The sequence below is a fragment of the Methylorubrum sp. POS3 genome, from assembly GCF_043352485.1.
Lineage (GTDB): Bacteria > Pseudomonadota > Alphaproteobacteria > Rhizobiales > Beijerinckiaceae > Methylobacterium > Methylobacterium suomiense.
Window position 1 is genome coordinate 3,101,339 of the sequence record NZ_JAPRBT010000001.1, and the last position, 16,532, is coordinate 3,117,870.

Genomic DNA, 16,532 nt, shown 5'->3' on the forward strand with positions numbered 1-16,532 from the left:
TCCCGCATCACGGAGTGAGCGCCATGACCGCCACGCCTCGCCATGTCCCCGTCGTCGTCGTGGGAGGTGGGCAAGCCGGCCTCTCGGTCAGCTACCACCTCAAGCAACGCGGCATCGCGCATCTGATCTTCGAGAAGGAGACGGCCGCCCATACCTGGGCGACCCAGCGCTGGGACACGTTCTGTCTCGTCACCCCGAACTGGCAATGCGACCTGCCGGGCCATCCCTATGACGGGCCGGATCCGGACGGTTTCATGAAGAAGGACGAGATCGTCGCCTATCTCGCGGCCTTCGTGGCCAAGGTGGCGCCGCCGATCCGCGAGGGCGTCGCGGTCACGCGGGTGACGCGGCGGGCGGACGGCCTCTTCGACGTCGCCACGTCGGAGGGCGACTGCATCGCCAACGAGATCGTCGTGGCCTCGGGCGGCTACCACAGCCCGATCATCCCGCGGATGGCCGAACGGCTGCCGGGCTCGGTCGTCCAGATCCATTCGAACCAGTACCGCAATCCCGCGCAATTGCCGGAGGGCGAGGTGCTGGTGGTGGGCTCGGGTCAGTCCGGCGCGCAGATTGCCGAGGATCTGCATCTCGCCGGCCGCCGCGTGCATCTCGCGGTCGGGGACGCGCCCCGCTGCGCCCGGTTCTATCGCGGCCGCGACGTCGTCACGTGGCTCGCCGACATGGGCTATTACGAGAAGACGGTCGAGGATCATCCGCTTCGCGACGGCGTCCGCGACAACACCAATCATTACGTGACCGGCCGGGACGGGGGACGCGACATCGACCTGCGCCGCTTCGCCACCGAGGGCATGCGGCTCTACGGCGTGCTCGAGGATTACCGGCAGGGTAGCCTGCACTTCCGCGACACTCTCAAGCGCTCGCTCGACGGAGCCGACCGGACCTACAACGGCATCAATGCGGCGATCGACCAGCACATCGCCGAGATGGGCATCGCGGTGCCGGCGCAGGCCCCTTACGCCCCCGTCTGGGAGCCGGGCGAGCCGGTCACCCGCCTCGCGCTCGAAGGGTCGGGCATCACCAGCGTCGTCTGGTGCATCGGCTTCACGCCCGATTTCCGCTGGCTCGATGCCTCCGTGTTCAACGGTGCAGGCCAGCCCAAGCACAAGCGGGGGATCACGAACGAGGACGGCGTGTCCTTCATCGGTCTGCCCTGGCTGAACACATGGGGCTCCGGCCGCTTCGGCGCGGTCGGGCGCGACGCCGACTATCTCGTGCAGGTAATCCAGAAGCGCCTCGGCGCCGAGCGGCCGGCCCTGAAATTCGCGGTCTGACACCGACGCGGAGACCGGTCGGGCCTTCGGTGCCGGATCGGGGCGGGCCGATCCGGATCGTGTCGCGCCGGTGCGGCACCGTTGTTCGCCGCGCCGACAAAACCTGTGCCGATCTTGCAACAAGCACTTGCTGCAAGCAGAGTCCAAGCAAGTTCTGCTCGACTCTTCGATTTAACGGTGCAGAATATAAGCATTGATGGAGATCCATACAGATTGTATGTATTTCCATGCAATCAAGACAATCCGAAATAACATCACGCTAGTATCTGCGTTGCGCCGATCCTCTTCGGCGAACGCGTGCGGCTGGCCGATGCACAGACCGGAAAGGGTCCGACGATGCTGAAGAAGTACGCGGCCGCGGCGGCGGGATTCGCCGCCGTGACGCTGAGCGCGACCGCCGCCACCGCCCAGGCCACCACCATCCCGGGCGAACAGGTCGGTCTCGCCGTCGGTGCTCCGCTGCCGGAGGGTATCTACGCCATCGACACGTTCATCTACCGCCGGAACGACACACGGTTCTCGACCGACACGGCGATCAACGTGCCGGTCCTGGTCTGGTCGACGGGCTACAAGATCTTGGGCGCCAATATTCAGCCCCTGATCGCACAGCCGACCGTGTTCGGGTTTCCCAACAACCCGGCCGGGGTGCCGAACCGTGACTTCACGATCAATGTCGGCACCCTGATAGGGTCGATCTTCGCCTGGGATCTCGGCCAGGGCTTCGGTGTCAGCTATCTCGCGGCGGTCCATCTGAACGACCTCGATGCCGGCCGGGGCCTGCCGCAATTTTCCTCCAACACCTATCGCCAGGGTTTCGCGGCCAGCTACACCGCCGATGGCTGGAACCTCACGGCCAACCTGACCCACAATTTCTACGATTCGCCGGGCCGGTTCGAAGGCGCCGCCGGCCGGGCGATCGGCCCGCTCTACCTTGCCGACGCACTCCTGCTCGACCTCACGGCGACCCGGAAGTTCGGCAAGTTCGAGATCGGCGCGGTGGCCTACGGCGTGACGGACCTGCCGTTGAGCGGTCGGGATTTCGCGCGCGCGACGGCGCAAGGCTATAGCCGGGCCGGACGCTTCGCGATCGGCGGCTTGGTCGGCTACGATTTCGGGCCGTTCACCGCGCAACTCATGGTCGCCCGCGACGTCGCCGTGCGCACCCCCGGCACGGAATCGACGGACGGCTTCATCCGTTTGGTCGCGCCGCTCTACTCGCCCCCGAAGGCCGCCGCGATCGAGCCGGTCGCGCTGATGCGCAAGTACTGATCGACGAATCCCGCGCTCCGGCTTCTCACGCGATGTGACGCCGGGATGCGGCTCGGATCGAAGCCACTTCCTTCCCAAGGATCATGCTTCGACGGGGACCGGGTGGCCAAGTCTCGACACCGACGCCGCCCGGTCCCGCTCCCCATCGACGAGAGCGTATCGAAACCGCTCTCTGGCCGCTCTCGGGGCCTTTTTGACGTATCGGCAACATGTCCGACGTTCGGCCTGCAGCTTTCTTCGAAGCCTACTTCCTGATCCCGTAGGCCTTCATGCGGGAGGCGAGCGTCGTCGGGCGCAGGCCGAGCAATTCGGCCGCCCCGCCCGGCCCGAAGATCTTGCCGCCGCAGAGGCCCAGGGCCTCGACGATCTCGGCACGATCGCGGGCGCGGCGCTCCGTCTCGTTGCGCGGGCGGTGTCCGGGAACGGCGACCGTCAGGCCGTCGCCGGCGGCTGCCTCGCTCGGGCCGGTCTCCTCCCGTTCCGGCAGGTCGAGGCGAAGGCGCCCGCGTTGGGCCAGGATGACGCCGCGCTCGATCACGTTCTCCAACTCGCGCACATTGCCCGGCCATCCGTAGCGGAGGAGACCGCGGACATCGCCCTCCGTCAGGCGCGGCTCCGGCACGCCGAGGCGATGCGCGGCGCCGGTGAGCATGTGCTGGGCGATCAGGGGAATGTCCTCCGGCCGCTCGCGCAGGGGGGTCGCGCCGATCGGAAAGACGTTGAGGCGGAAGTAGAGGTCGCCGCGGAAGCGGCCGCGCCGCACCTCCTCCTTCAGGTCGCGGTTCGTCGCCGCCACGAGGCGCACGTCGACCGCGCGGGTGCGCTCCTCGCCGACGCGCTCGAACGAGCGTTCCTGCAGCACGCGCAGGAGCTTGCCCTGCAGGTCGAGGGGGATCTCGCCGACCTCGTCGAGGAAGAGGGTGCCGCCATCGGCGAGCTCGAAGCGCCCGACCCGGTCGCGCAGGGCCCCCGTGAAGGCGCCGCGGGCATGGCCGAAGAACTCGCTCTCGAACAATTCACGCGGCACCGCCGCACAATTCACCCGGATCAGCGGTCGGTCGCGGCGGCGGCTCGCCTCGTGGATCGCGCGGGCGATCAGTTCCTTGCCGGTGCCGGACTCGCCGGTGACCAGCACCGTGGCGTCGGTGCCGGCCACGAGATCGATCTGGCGCCGGATCACCTCGATGGCCGGGCTCCGGCCGATGATGCCCTGATGGTGGCTGCCGGCCCGGATTTCCTCCTTCAGATAGGCGTTTTCCAGTTCGAGGCGCTCGCGCAGGGACACGACCTCGGCGAGCGCCTGGCGCAGGCGCTCGTCCGCCTCGCGGCGCTGGCTGATGTCGCGAAAGACGATGACGGCGCCGACGAGCGCGCCGCGGTCGCGGATCGGCGTCGAGGTGTACTCGACCGGGAAGGCGGTGCCGTCGCGGCGCCAGAACACTTCGTTGTCCACCTGATGCACGGCCCCGTCGCGGAAGGCCGCGTAGATCGGGCAGTCCCGGTGCGGATAATGGCAGCCGTCCGGATGGGTGTGATGCACGGAGGCGTGCATGTCCCGGCCGACGAGGTCGGCGGCGGACCAGCCCAGCATCCGCTCGGCGGCCGGGTTGAGGAAGGTCGTGACCCCCTCGGCATTGACCCCGTAGATGCCCTCGCCCGCGGCGCGCAGGATCAGCTGGTTCTCCCGTTCGATGTCGCGAAAGATCCGCTCCATGCGCTGCCATTCCGAGAGGCCGGCGCGCATGTGGCGGTCGGCCTCGCGGTCGACCTGGCGCTGACGGCGCTCGTCGAGATCGAACAGGGTGACGAGGACGAGCCCGCCGGGCAGCACCGTGCCGACGGCCTCGACGTTGAGGGCGCGGCCCGCCCCATGCCGGGGCGTGAGCGTATGGGTCCACCAGCGCCCCTTGGCCTGGACGCCCTGGGTGAACACGATCAGGGCCGGGACCTGGCCGGGATGCAGGGCGCTCGCCGCCATGTCCCGCAAGGCTTCCCTCGTATGGCCGAGCAGACGGGCCGCGGCATCGTTGGCATCGACGACCCGGTCGGCGGCCGGATCGAGCACCAGCATCGCCTCGACCCCTGCTTCGAAGACGGGCCCGAAATCAGCCCTGAGATCGGGACTTGCCGCTCCGTCCGACTCCGCTCCAAGCATCACGAGATCTCGTCGTTGCGCTACGAAACTTCGTTTTACACGAGATGTCGTAGTTTGGCACGATCATGACAACTCTCTGACAGATAACGATTTTGTATAAATTTCACGCTTGGCACACCCCTTGCCAATCTGGTGGCGTCCCGAATTTCGCGAGGCGCTGATGGCCCTGTTCGACAATCCCTTCGACGCGAAACGCCGTCTCGCCCGCGGCGGCTGCTCCTGCGGCGCCCATGCCAGCCAGGCCGCCCACGATGCCGAGCAAGCCGCCGCGCCCGAGGGCGAGGCCGCCCTGGAGCGGGCCGTCGAGGGCGCGGTGATGCGCGCGCTCTTCCCGCACGATGCCGAGCGGCGCGCGTTCCTGAGGAGCGTCGGGGCCGCCACCGCGCTCGCGGCGGTCAGTCAGTTCTTCCCGACGAAGTTCGCCGCCGAAGCCTTCGCGCAGGCGGGGAAGCCGGAGAAGACCGACCTGAAGGTCGGCTTCATCCCGATCACTTGCGCCACGCCGATCATCATGGCCAAGCCCATGGGCTTCTACGAGAAGCAGGGCCTGAACGTCGAAGTGGTGAAGACCGCCGGCTGGGCGGTGATCCGCGACAAGACCCTGAACAAGGAATACGACGCCGCCCATATGCTGGCGCCGATGCCGATCGCGATCTCGCTCGGTCTCGGCTCGAACCCGCAGCCCTACACGATGCCGGCGGTGGAGAACGTCAACGGCCAGGCCATCACCCTGGCGATGAAGCACAAGGACCGGCGCGACCCGAAGGACTGGAAGGGCTTCAAGCTCGCCGTGCCCTTCGACTACTCGATGCACAATTACCTGCTGCGCTACTACTTGGCGGAAGCCGGCATCGATCCGGACACCGATGTGCAGATCCGCGCGGTGCCGCCGCCCGAGATGGTCGCGAACATGCGCGCCGACAACATCGACGGCTTCCTCGCGCCCGATCCGGTGAACCAGCGCGCGGTCTATGACGGCGTCGGCTTCATCCACATCCTGTCGAAGGAGATCTGGGATCGGCACCCGTGCTGCGCCTTCGCGGCGTCCGAGACCTTCATCAAGGAGACGCCGAACACCTACGCGGCGCTCCTGCGGTCGATCATCCAGGCGACCGCCTACGCTTCCAACAAGGAGAACCGCAAGGAGATCGCCGCCGCGATCGCCCCGGCGAACTATCTCAACCAGCCGCTGACCGTCGTGGAGCAGGTGCTGACCGGCACCTTCGCGGATGGCTTGGGGCAGGTGCGCAAGGTGCCCGACCGCGTCGATTTCGACGCCTTCCCCTGGCAATCCTTCGCGGTCTGGATCCTGACGCAGATGAAGCGCTGGGGTCAGCTCAAGGGCGAGGTCGATTACGCGGCGGTGGCGCGGCAGGTCTACCTCGCGACCGACGCCGCCAAGCTGATGAAGCAGGACGGCTTCACGCCGCCCGAGGCGACCAGCAAGACCTTCTCGGTGATGGGCAAGACGTTCGATCCGTCCAAGCCGAAGGAATACCTCGACTCCTTCAAGATCAAGCGGGCCAGCTGAGCCATGACGCGTGCCATCAATCTTCGCGCTGGCGTCCTTTCGCTGGCGCTGCTCGCCGCGATCCTGCTCATCTGGCAGGTCGCGGTGAGCGGCACCGGCAAGACCGAGGCGATGGACCCGGAATATGCCGCGCTGATGGGCCAGACGGCCACGACCGGCAAGTCGGCGATGCCGGGCCCGCTCGACGTGGCCGCCACCATCTGGGGCCACCTGAAGGACCCGTTCTACGACCGGGGGCCCAACGACAAGGGCATCGGCATTCAGCTCGCCTACTCGGTCGGGCGCGTGGCCCTGGGCTACGGCCTCGCGGTCATCGTGGCGATCCCGATCGGCTTCCTCATCGGCATGTCGCCGCTGATGAGCCGGGCGCTCGACCCCTACATCCAGATCCTCAAGCCGGTCTCGCCGCTCGCTTGGATGCCGCTCGCCCTCTACACGATCAAGGATTCGAGCCTGTCGGCGATCTTCGTGATCTTCATCTGCTCCATCTGGCCGATGTTGATCAACACGGTGTTCGGCGTCGCCTCGACCCGCAAGGAATGGCTCAACGTCGCCCGCACGCTGGAAGTCGGGCCGTTCCGCCGGGCCTTCACGGTGATCCTGCCGGCGGCGGCTCCGACGATCCTCACCGGCATGCGCATCTCGATCGGCATCGCCTGGCTCGTCATCGTGGCGGCCGAGATGTTGGTCGGCGGCACCGGCATTGGCTACTTCGTCTGGAACGAGTGGAACAACCTCTCGATCACCAACGTGATCACCTCGATCCTGGTGATCGGCCTCGTCGGCATGGTCCTCGACCAGCTGCTCGCCCGCGCTCAGCGCCTCGTCACCTTCCCCGAGTGAGGCATCGGATGAGCACGCTCCTTCCCTTCCGTCGGCGCGCACAGGCCGCCGCCCCCGACCAGGCCGCCGGGACCAGCCGCATGTCGAATTCTGACAAGTTCATCTCGATCGAGGGCATCGCCCGGCGCTATCCGGCGCCCGGGGGCAAGACGACCACGATCTTCCAGAACCTGTGGCTGCCGATGCGGCGCGGCGAGTTCGTCTGCATGATCGGGCATTCCGGCTGCGGCAAGACCACGGTGCTCAACATCCTGGCGGGGCTCGAGGCCCCCTCCGAGGGCGCGGTGATCGTGGACGGACAGGCGATCGCCGGCACCAGCCTCGACCGCGCCGTGATCTTCCAGGGTCACGCCCTGCTGCCCTGGCGCACCGTGCTCGGCAACGTCGCCTACGCGGTCTCGTCGCGCTGGCGGAAGGCCCCCAAGGCCGAGATCGAGGCACGGGCCAAGAAGGCGATCGCCACGGTGGGCTTGGCCGGCTCCGAACACAAGCGGCCCTCCGAGCTGTCGGGCGGCATGAAGCAGCGCGTCGGCATCGCCCGTGCGCTCTCCATCGACCCCAAGATTTTGCTGATGGACGAGCCGTTCTCGGCCCTCGACGCGCTCACCCGCGGCACCCTGCAGGACGAGGTGCGCCGCATCTGCGTCGAGACCGGGCAGACCGTGTTCATGATCACCCACGACGTCGACGAGGCGATCTACCTCGCCGACCGGATCGTGCTGATGACCAACGGACCGGAGGCGAAGGTCGCCGAGATCGTCGAGAACCCGCTGCCGAAGAACCGGGACCGCACGCAGCTCCACCATGCGCCGGGCTACTACGCCCTGCGCAATCACCTGATCGACTTCCTGGTGTCGCGCTCCAAGACCCTGCGCGACGCGATGCCGGCCGATTACGACCCGCGTCACCCGCCCGTCATCCGGCCCTCCCTCAGCGAGGCCGATGCCGAGGCGATCGCGGCCTCGACCGCGCCGGCCCCGCGCCGCGCCTGAGGCCGCCCGCGCGGCGCCACCACCCCGTTCCGCCGCGGCCTGGTCCTCTCGAGGCACGGGCCGTGGGCGGGATCGCCGTCCGGACCGCATGCCCCCAGCGTCCGGACGGCTGATCGCCCTCGTCGAAACCGCTCAATCCACAGGAGCCGAGCATGAAGCGCGAAGACCTCACCGAGAAGCTGCTCGACATCAAGCGCGAGAAGGGCTGGACCTGGAAGTATATCCAGGAGGAGATCGGCGGCATCTCGCCGATTCTGATCACCGCCGCCTGCATGGGCCAGATGAAGCTGCCGAAGGCCCAGGCCGCGAAGGCCGCCGCTCTGTTCGGCCTGTCGACGGCCGAGGAGCGGATGCTGAACGAGGCGCCCTATCGCGGCTCGATCCCGCAGATGCCGCCGACCGATCCGCTGATCTACCGCTTCTACGAGCTCGTCATGGTCTACGGCACGACCTGGAAGGAACTGATCCAGGAAGATTTCGGCGACGGCATCATGTCGGCGATCGACTTCAACATGACCATGGAGCGCGAGCCCAACAACAAGGGCGACCGGGTGAAGATGAGCCTCTCGGGCAAGTTCCTGCCGTACAAGTACTACGGCAACGAGGACGGCGTGCCGGAATACGGCTTCAAGGAAGGCTGAGCCGATCCTCCCGGCCGGTGGATGGCCACCGGCCGGGCCTGTGCCTTGCTCTGTGAGCCGGCCGATTCCGCCGCGGAGCGCTCAAGCCTCGGGTGAGGCGCGGTGCCGGAGATCGGGGACTTCAACCCGAGACCGATCCCCGACGGCAACGGAAACGGGGAAGTATCGGCTCCGCGGGGCGTCGGATGGTGTTGGTACCTGCTCTCGGAATTGCGTTCTCAAGAGTCGGCCACAAGTGTCTTATTCGAGAACAGGGTATCGATGGAGCTGCCCCAAGATCTGAGGCTTGAATGATGAGTTTGGTGGGTTGGATGACCTCAAGGTTCAGATCGAGATACAGTCGATATTAATTCCGCCTGCCACTTGGAACGCTGTGATGTATTCCAGTATCTTTTGTGTAAAATTTTGCGCTCGATTGCAGAATGTGCAGTGTTTTAAATTTTGAAAAATTAATTTTCCTAAATCATTAACTTGGTTTCAAGCAATTGATGAGCCCATCGTTAGATCGATTGGGACCTATTGCAGTGACGAAATCATCGTACGACATCGAAATTGACGGATACATTCAAGATGACAAAAATCAGAGTTATTTGCACATAGGCGCTTTGATCTGGGCGAAGATTGAAAGAGCCGGAGATTTCTTTTTGCAGATTTTGTTGGTTGAGTTGCGCAAGGATATGCCTATCCACCTCGCGACCCTGCTGTATCTGTTTTCGTCGGTCTTGTTGTTTTCTCTTTCCGGGGAGTTGAGTTGGTTTGCGCCAACCGCCTATATTTTTCCCTGGATTAAATCGGCTGCTTTGGGAATCCTCATCTATCTATTGGCCGTCGAAATTCCCATCTCAGCCCTCCGTCGTTCTCAGCGTCCTCTGACCGACGCCGTCGTTCGACTATGGGCTCACATCCAATATCGCGCTTTTCCGGTCGTTCTGCTCATTTTCAGTCTAAGTATTTTCTATGGCGTATTTACATCGAACAAAAACATGCTTCCAATCCTCAGTCCGACATGGCGGGATGAATCCATCGCGAATTTCAATCAATCGCTCCATCTCGGCTACCTGCCGTGGAAGTTGGTTCATGGCGTAACGGGATACCACCCGGTGACGCGGGTTATTGAATTTCTCTACCTGCCTATTTGGTTGTTGATCCTGGTCGGGTTTCCGGTCTTTCTCGGTGCGCGGCGCGATCTCGCGAGCTTGCGCGTTCGCTATGTCCTGACGATGTTTCTATGCTTCATCGTCCTCGGTAACTTCATGGCGGCACTTGGGATGTCGGGTGGGCCAGCCTTTTATGCCAAGGTGACGGGGGACCATGAGCGATACAAGGACCTGATCGACTATCTCACATTCAGCCACGGAATGCTGTTTTCGGCTTGGGATATTCAGCAATATTTGTGGGCATGTTTCGAGGCAAAGACCCCTCAGCTTGGATCCGGGATTTCGGCATTTCCAAGCCTGCACGTTTCCATGGCAACTCTTTTTGCCTTGGCGGGACGACATCTGTCGCTGTGGCTGGGGCGAATGCTGATGCTGTACGGCGTGGTGATCTTCATAGGATCGGTTCATCTGGGCTGGCATTACGCGGTCGATGGCTACGCTTCGGTGATCGGTACGGTTCTCCTATGGTCCTTGGTGGGAAGGGCGACAAAGACCGTCCAAGCGATGCCGACATCCAGCCTTCGGCGTAACCCGTGATGCTGTCGCTGTTTGGTCGAGATCATTGAACTCTGAACCTGAATAAAAGCGTCATGGACACCGCTCGGCTTCTGCTGATGCGCGTGAATGTCCGTTATTCAGGGATGTTCCGAAGTGGAAGGTGAGTGCCCGTACGGGCTCGGAAAGTCAGAGTGTTCCCCCCTCGGGCGCCGCGCGCAGCAAGTTGTGGCCACACTGGCGCGTGAGCCCGGACAGAACCCCATCGGGGCGGGCGGACAATGTCACGCGACCATGCCCTGGCTCTCGTTGAACGCGGCGAAAACATCGTACGGCGCCATTCCCCGCGTGATCCGGCACGCCACGCGCGGAAACTGCTTTGGCCCGACGCCGACGACAGCCAGTGCCGGTGGCTGGGACCGATCCTCACAGGATAAATTCCATGGATGTCGGCAGATCGCGCTACGGTTGAAGCACCGGGCAGGATGATGACAAGCGCGTGAACGTGTTGGCCCCCCGGAACAAAATTCGAGCCCGGTCGGATCATATCGAGAGCCACCGCCGAACGTGGCCGGCGGAAGTGCGCAGGCGGATTTGCCCATTTCATAGAAGGCGTATGACCATACGGAGAGGTGACCGAACAAATTTGGCAATAGGAACGATTATGAAGTCGAGGATGTCGGTCTTATGCCAGTATCGCTGCGTCTATTTGAGATCAGAATACGATCTGCCCGTGATCGAATTCAAAAAGTGCTGCGGTCGTCATCTGGCCAAGCACTGAGCCGCGTGATGCGCGCTGGGTCGGCGACACGTATCCTCACGCGGGCTGGTGCGGTTGCTGGGGCGGTCTATTCCCTGACCGGCTGCCAGAACTACAACCTGTTCGACGCCAAGGGTCCGGTCGGTGCGGCGGAAGCCAATATCCTGATCATCGCCAGTGTGATCATGCTGGCGATCATCGTCCCGACGATGATCGCCACGATCGTCTTCGCCTGGTGGTACCGCGAGGGCAACACCCGCGCGCAGTACCGGCCGAACTGGGCCTTCTCCGGCCGGATCGAGATGGTGGTGTGGTCGGTGCCGCTGCTCACCATCATCTTCCTCGGCGGCATCGCCTGGATCGGCGCGCACCGGCTCGACCCGATGACGCCGCTCGATTCGGACAGGAAGCCGATCGAGGTGCAGGTCGTCTCCCTCGATTGGAAGTGGCTGTTCATCTACCCCGAGCAGGGGGTGGCGAGCGTGAACCGGCTCGTCATGCCGGCCGCGACGCCGGTCCAGTTTCGGCTGACCTCGTCGAGCGTGTGGAATTCGTTCTTCATCCCGCGGCTCGGCAGCATGATCTACACCATGCGCGGCATGACCACCCGGCTCAACCTGATGGCCGACCGGGAGGGCGAGCTCTACGGGCTCTCGACCCATTTCAGCGGCGACGGCTTCGCCGACATGAATTTCCCGGTTCAGGTCGCCTCGGACGAGGGCTTCGCCGAGTGGGTCCGGCAGGCGAAGGCATCGAGCCTCACGCTCGATGCCGCCTCCTACGCCGCGTTGGCCAAGCAGAGCACCGGCGACAAGCCGCGCCTCTACGGCACGGTCGATCCGAAGCTGTTCGACGGGATCGTCGCCCAGACCGTCCCGCCCGGCCCCGGCCCGTCGGCCCCGGGCGGCGTCGAGGCTGTGCGGCCCAAGGGCGGAAGCTAGAGGTGGGAATCCTGAATGCTCGGCAAGCTCACCCTCGACGCGATCCCCTTAAGCCAACCGATCCCGCTGATCGCCGCTGCCGTCGTCGGTCTCGTCCTCCTCGGCGTAATCGCCTGGACGGTCATCGCCGGCCACTTTCCCTATCTGTGGCGGGAGTGGATCACGAGCGTCGATCACAAGCGCATCGGCGTGATGTACTGCATCCTCGCCCTGGTGATGCTGATCCGCGGCTTCTCCGACGCGATCTTGATGCGATCGCACATGCTCTTCGCCTACAAGGCGCCGGGCTACCTGCCGCCGGAGCATTACGACCAGATCTTCTCCGCCCACGGCGTGGTCATGATCTTCTTCGGCGCGATGCCGTTCATGATCGGCCTGATGAACTTCGCCGTGCCGCTCCAACTCGGCGTGCGCGACGTCGCCTTCCCGACGCTGAACTCGGTCAGCTTCTGGCTCACCGCCTCCGGCGCGCTGCTCGTCAATGTCAGCCTCGTCGTCGGCGAGTTCGCCCGCACCGGCTGGTGGCCGGCCCCACCGCTCTCGGAGGCGACCTACTCGCCGGGCGTGGGCGTCGATTACTACATCTGGGCGATCCAGATCTCCGGCATCGGAACGCTGCTCTCAGGGGTCAACCTCGTCACGACGATCCTGAAGGTGCGGGCGCCGGGCATGAGCTATCTGCGCATGCCGATGTTCTGCTGGACCGCGCTCGCCTCGAACCTGCTCATCGTCGCGGCTTTCCCGATCCTGACGGCGACGCTCGCGATGCTGGCGCTCGACCGCTACCTCGGCTTCCACTTCTTCACCGATTCCCAGGGCGGGAATTCGATGATGTTCATGAACCTGTTCTGGGCTTGGGGGCATCCGGAGGTCTACATCCTCGCGCTGCCCGCCTACGGCGTGTTCTCGGAGGTCATCTCGACCTTTTCCGGCAAGCCGCTCTTCGCCTACCGGTCGATGGTGATGGCGACGATGGCGATCTTCATCCTGTCGTTCATGGTGTGGCTGCACCACTTCTTCACCATGGGGCCGGGCGGCGACGTCAACGGCGTCTTCGCCATCACCTCGATGATCATCGCCGTGCCGACCGGCGTGAAGATCTTCGACTGGCTGTTCACGATGTATGGCGGGCGCATCCGCTTCCACACGTCGATGCTGTGGTCGCTCGGCTTCATGCTGACCTTCGTGGTCGGCGGCGCCACCGGCGTGCTGCTGGCGATCCCGCCCGCCGATTTCGTGCTCCACAACAGCATGTTCCTGGTCGCCCATTTCCACAACGTGATGGTCAGCGCCGTGCTGTTCGGGGCGTTCGCGGGCTACGCCTACTGGTTCCCCAAGGCCTTCGGCTTCCGGCTCGACGAGTGGTGGGGCAAGGTCGCGTTCTGGTTCGGCATCTCCGGTTTCGTCGTCGTCTTCGGCGCGTTCTACATCCTCGGCCTGCTCGGCATGACGCGGCGGATGCAGCATTACGACGTCGCCGATTGGCGGCCCTGGATCCTGATCGCCGGCTTCGGCGTCGTCCTCATGCTCGTCGGCGTGGTTGCCCAGGTGGTCCAGCTCGTCGTCTCGATCCGCCGCCGCGAATCCCTGCGCGACGAGACTGGCGATCCCTGGGACGGCCGCGCCCTCGAATGGGCCACGGCCTCGCCGCCGCCGGTCTTCAACTTCGCCGCGATGCCGCAGGTGCACGGCGAGGAGGCCTACTGGACGATCAAGGCCGCCGCCCGCGAGCAGCTGAGCCTGCGTAACGAGCCCGATTACGCGCCGATCGAGATGCCGATCAACAATCCCACCGGCGTGGTCTGCGCCTTCTTCGCCACGCTGATCGGCTTCGCCATGATCTGGCACATCGGGTGGCTCGCGGTCCTGGGCTTCCTCGGGGCGTTCGCGACCTTCGTGGTGTTCGCGTGGCGCGATAAGGCCGAGTACGAGATCCCGGCCTCCGAGGTGCAGCGGATCAACCGGGCCAACCGCACGACCCGGCTCGAAGCCCTGCAGGGCGTCGGCCGCCGGAGGGCCGCATGAGCGCCACCGCCTCCCCCGGCCTCGCTCCGGGCCACGATCCGTACCATCTCGGCGGCAGCCGCGACGGGCGCGGCGATTCCGCCGCCACCGGCCGCGGGGCCGGCGGCCCGGCGCCGAAGCGCATCGTCGTCGCCTACGGCTTCTGGATCTTCATCCTCAGCGACATCGTGATGTTCGCGGCCTTCTTCGCCGCCTACGCGGTGTTGGTGGGCGGCACCGCCGATGGCCCGAAGCCGCAGGAGCTGTTCGACCTCACCGATGTCGCGCTGGAGACGGGGCTGCTGCTCCTGTCGAGCTTCACCTGCGGCGTGGCCACGCTCGCGCTCACGGCCCGCCGCATGGCCCTGTTCCAGGCCATGATGGCGGTGACCTTCGTTCTCGGCGCGGGATTTCTCGCGCTGGAGCTGAAGGAATTCGCCGACCTGATCGCGCGCGGCGCCGAGCCGTCGCGCAGCGCCTTCCTGTCCTCGTTCTTCACCCTCGTCGGCTGCCACGGCCTGCATGTCGGCATCGGCCTCCTGTGGCTCCTGACCATGATGGCGCAGGTGCTGACCAAGAGGTTTCGCGACGACATCCTGCGCCGCACCGCCTGCTTCGCCCTGTTCTGGCACGCCCTCGACATCGTCTGGGTCGGGGTGTTCAGCGTCGTCTACCTGCTCGGAGTGATCGCATGAGCGCCGCCGACCAAGCCGCAGAACGCTCCAAACGGCATCGGGCGGACGTCGCGCCCGGCGAGGCCTACCCGGAAGAGGATATCGCCAAGGGCATCCGCGGCTACCTGATCGGCCTCGGCCTCGCCGTGCTGCTCACCGCCTGCTCCTTCGCCGTGGTGCGGATGAATGTCATCTGGGCGCCCGCGATCCCCGTGGCGGTGATCGTCTTCGCCATCGCCCAGATGGGCGTGCACCTCGTATTCTTCCTGCACATCACCACCGGGCCGGACAACACCAACAACGTCCTGGCTCTGGCCTTCGGTGTGCTGTTCGTCGTACTGTTGATCGGCGGCTCGGTCTGGATCATGGCCAACATGAATCACAACATGATGCACAGCCCGTCACCGGCGCCGTCGCACGCTCACCACTGACCGGCCGATGGGGCGGTAGGCCTGAACCCACCGTTCAATCGATGGTTGTCACAGGAGCTGCCCTCACGCCTGCGAAGCTGGGTAACGCGGGTGGGTGCCAACGCATCCCATGGCGGTAAAATTGGCCAATCTTGCAAATCAATAGAAATTAATACGTCTTCCTATGCAATGAGAGATATCATCCGATTCTATTATGCGCGTTTCCCTGCGTTTCAACCGGCACGAAGCTCTTCACACGCTCTCAGTGGTCGTCGCCCAGTCCGGCAACCTCTGGCATGGTCATCTCCCACAGCCATGTCTTTTCTCAAATCAGGCTTGCCTCACGCTGACTTCCTAATTCCCCACTACAGCCTAGATAAATGTCGGTCGTACTCTGCTCTACAGCATCAGCCACATGTTCGATTGGAACGATCTGACCTTCTTCCTGGAAGTTGCGCGCCACGGTCGGCTGATGCCGGCCGCACGCCGGCTCAAGGTCGACAACACGACGGTCAGCCGCCGGATCGCCGAGTTGGAGAGAAGCCTGGACACGAAGCTGTTCCAGCGCTGCTCCGACGGTTTTCTGCTGACCGAAGGCGGTGACAAGCTGTTCGTCATCGCGGAGGTCATCGAGCAGAAAATGCTCGGCGTGCCGGAGGCGCTTGGTTTGCAGGATGGGACGCAGCCGGTCGGGCGCGTGCGGGTCGCCAGCATGGAGGGCATCGCGGCGTTCTACCTGTCGGCCAAGTTCGCCGAGTTGGCCGCGACCGCGCCCGGCCTCGTCGTCGAACTCGTCACGGAGCGGCACCTCATCAACCTGACGAAGCGGGAGGCCGATATTTCGGTGTCCTTCGTGCCGCCCCAGGGACCGCGCCTCAAGGTTCGGCGGGTCGGCGAGTTCCGCTTGGCCCTGTTCTCGTCCGAAGCCTATCTCGCCCGGCGCGGTCGGCCGCGCTCGCGCGCCGATCTGCAGCAGCACGACTTCGTGGATTATGTCGACGATCTCGTCGCCATCGAACCGGTGCATTGGCTTCTCGAAGTCCTGAAGCCGAACAACGTGGTCTTTCGCTCGACCAGCATGGCCGCTCAGCAGGCCGCGACTGCGGCGGGGGCGGGTATCGCCCTGTTGCCGCTTTTCTCGGCAAAGACCAACCCGGCCCTCGTGCCGGTCTTGCCCGACGAGATCGTCGTACGCCGCGAGCTCTATCTCGGCGTCCACGAAGATATCGAGCATGTCGGACGCGTCCGCGCGGTCACGCGCTTCCTGACGGAGCTGTTCATTCAAGAGGCAGATCACTTGAACCAATTCTGAGCAGGTCGCCGCACGATTGCAGCGACCCTTGCGGATTTTAGACCTTCGCGACGTGC

The 16,532-nt window shown here is 64.7% G+C and carries 13 protein-coding genes; 12 read left to right on the forward strand and 1 reads right to left on the reverse strand.

Going from position 1 to position 16,532, the window contains the following annotated elements; all coding sequences use genetic code 11:
• The first annotated feature begins 23 nt into the window (after positions 1-23).
• On the forward strand, positions 24-1,292 hold the full coding sequence (locus OWC43_RS14390; protein WP_393957136.1) for an MSMEG_0569 family flavin-dependent oxidoreductase: 1,269 nt from the start codon (positions 24-26) through the stop codon (positions 1,290-1,292).
• Positions 1,293-1,628: 336 nt separating this feature from the next.
• Entirely contained in the window at positions 1,629-2,561 is a 933-nt protein-coding gene (locus OWC43_RS14395; RefSeq protein WP_393957137.1) for a transporter, read from the forward strand.
• 244 nt (positions 2,562-2,805) lie between these two features.
• Here the strand turns inward: OWC43_RS14395 and OWC43_RS14400 are convergent, their stop codons facing one another.
• On the reverse strand, positions 2,806-4,632 hold the full coding sequence (locus OWC43_RS14400) for a sigma 54-interacting transcriptional regulator (protein ID WP_393958564.1): 1,827 nt from the start codon (positions 4,630-4,632) through the stop codon (positions 2,806-2,808).
• A 244-nt stretch (positions 4,633-4,876) separates the two neighbouring features.
• Here OWC43_RS14400 and OWC43_RS14405 point away from each other — a divergent pair, with 244 nt between their 5' ends.
• The 10 genes from OWC43_RS14405 (at position 4,877) to OWC43_RS14450 (ending at position 16,476) form a co-directional block, all read left to right on the forward strand.
• Positions 4,877-6,247 (forward strand): CmpA/NrtA family ABC transporter substrate-binding protein, encoded by a 1,371-nt coding sequence (locus OWC43_RS14405; RefSeq protein ID WP_393957138.1) that lies wholly within the window; start codon positions 4,877-4,879, stop codon positions 6,245-6,247.
• Between the two features lie 3 nt (positions 6,248-6,250).
• Positions 6,251-7,090: a nitrate ABC transporter permease gene (gene ntrB, locus OWC43_RS14410; RefSeq protein WP_393957139.1), complete on the forward strand. Its 840-nt coding sequence runs from the start codon at positions 6,251-6,253 to the stop codon at positions 7,088-7,090.
• An 8-nt stretch (positions 7,091-7,098) separates the two neighbouring features.
• Complete coding sequence (locus tag OWC43_RS14415; protein WP_137829921.1) at positions 7,099-8,082, forward strand: ABC transporter ATP-binding protein; 984 nt, start codon at positions 7,099-7,101, stop codon at positions 8,080-8,082.
• 152 nt (positions 8,083-8,234) lie between these two features.
• Positions 8,235-8,723: a cyanase gene (cynS, locus tag OWC43_RS14420; protein WP_137829922.1), complete on the forward strand. Its 489-nt coding sequence runs from the start codon at positions 8,235-8,237 to the stop codon at positions 8,721-8,723.
• 524 nt (positions 8,724-9,247) lie between these two features.
• Positions 9,248-10,417: a phosphatase PAP2 family protein gene (locus OWC43_RS14425; protein WP_393957140.1), complete on the forward strand. Its 1,170-nt coding sequence runs from the start codon at positions 9,248-9,250 to the stop codon at positions 10,415-10,417.
• 747 nt (positions 10,418-11,164) lie between these two features.
• The gene (gene cyoA, locus OWC43_RS14430) at positions 11,165-12,076 is read left to right on the forward strand and encodes a ubiquinol oxidase subunit II (protein WP_393957141.1); all 912 of its coding nucleotides are present in this window, start codon (positions 11,165-11,167) and stop codon (positions 12,074-12,076) included.
• A gap of 15 nt (positions 12,077-12,091) precedes the next feature.
• Positions 12,092-14,101: a cbb3-type cytochrome c oxidase subunit I gene (locus OWC43_RS14435; protein ID WP_393957142.1), complete on the forward strand. Its 2,010-nt coding sequence runs from the start codon at positions 12,092-12,094 to the stop codon at positions 14,099-14,101.
• Complete coding sequence (locus tag OWC43_RS14440; protein WP_393957143.1) at positions 14,098-14,775, forward strand: cytochrome (ubi)quinol oxidase subunit III; 678 nt, start codon at positions 14,098-14,100, stop codon at positions 14,773-14,775. Before OWC43_RS14435 ends, OWC43_RS14440 begins: the two co-directional genes overlap by 4 nt.
• Positions 14,772-15,185: a cytochrome o ubiquinol oxidase subunit IV gene (cyoD, locus tag OWC43_RS14445; RefSeq protein WP_393957144.1), complete on the forward strand. Its 414-nt coding sequence runs from the start codon at positions 14,772-14,774 to the stop codon at positions 15,183-15,185. The genes OWC43_RS14440 and cyoD overlap by 4 nt, the downstream gene beginning before the upstream one ends.
• A 394-nt stretch (positions 15,186-15,579) precedes the next feature.
• The gene (locus OWC43_RS14450; protein WP_393957145.1) at positions 15,580-16,476 is read left to right on the forward strand and encodes a LysR substrate-binding domain-containing protein; all 897 of its coding nucleotides are present in this window, start codon (positions 15,580-15,582) and stop codon (positions 16,474-16,476) included.
• Positions 16,477-16,532 lie beyond the last annotated feature (56 nt).

Coding starts and splice junctions, on each gene's coding strand:
- cyoD (WP_393957144.1), top strand. CDS start 14,772: ATGAGCGCCGCCGACCAAGCCGCAGAACGCTCCAAACGGCATCGGGCG.
- cynS (WP_137829922.1), top strand. CDS start 8,235: ATGAAGCGCGAAGACCTCACCGAGAAGCTGCTCGACATCAAGCGCGAG.
- OWC43_RS14400 (WP_393958564.1), bottom strand. CDS start 4,632: ATGCTGGTGCTCGATCCGGCCGCCGACCGGGTCGTCGATGCCAACGAT.
- OWC43_RS14405 (WP_393957138.1), top strand. CDS start 4,877: ATGGCCCTGTTCGACAATCCCTTCGACGCGAAACGCCGTCTCGCCCGC.
- cyoA (WP_393957141.1), top strand. CDS start 11,165: ATGCGCGCTGGGTCGGCGACACGTATCCTCACGCGGGCTGGTGCGGTT.
- OWC43_RS14450 (WP_393957145.1), top strand. CDS start 15,580: ATGTTCGATTGGAACGATCTGACCTTCTTCCTGGAAGTTGCGCGCCAC.
- OWC43_RS14395 (WP_393957137.1), top strand. CDS start 1,629: ATGCTGAAGAAGTACGCGGCCGCGGCGGCGGGATTCGCCGCCGTGACG.
- OWC43_RS14440 (WP_393957143.1), top strand. CDS start 14,098: ATGAGCGCCACCGCCTCCCCCGGCCTCGCTCCGGGCCACGATCCGTAC.
- OWC43_RS14435 (WP_393957142.1), top strand. CDS start 12,092: ATGCTCGGCAAGCTCACCCTCGACGCGATCCCCTTAAGCCAACCGATC.
- OWC43_RS14415 (WP_137829921.1), top strand. CDS start 7,099: ATGAGCACGCTCCTTCCCTTCCGTCGGCGCGCACAGGCCGCCGCCCCC.
- ntrB (WP_393957139.1), top strand. CDS start 6,251: ATGACGCGTGCCATCAATCTTCGCGCTGGCGTCCTTTCGCTGGCGCTG.
- OWC43_RS14390 (WP_393957136.1), top strand. CDS start 24: ATGACCGCCACGCCTCGCCATGTCCCCGTCGTCGTCGTGGGAGGTGGG.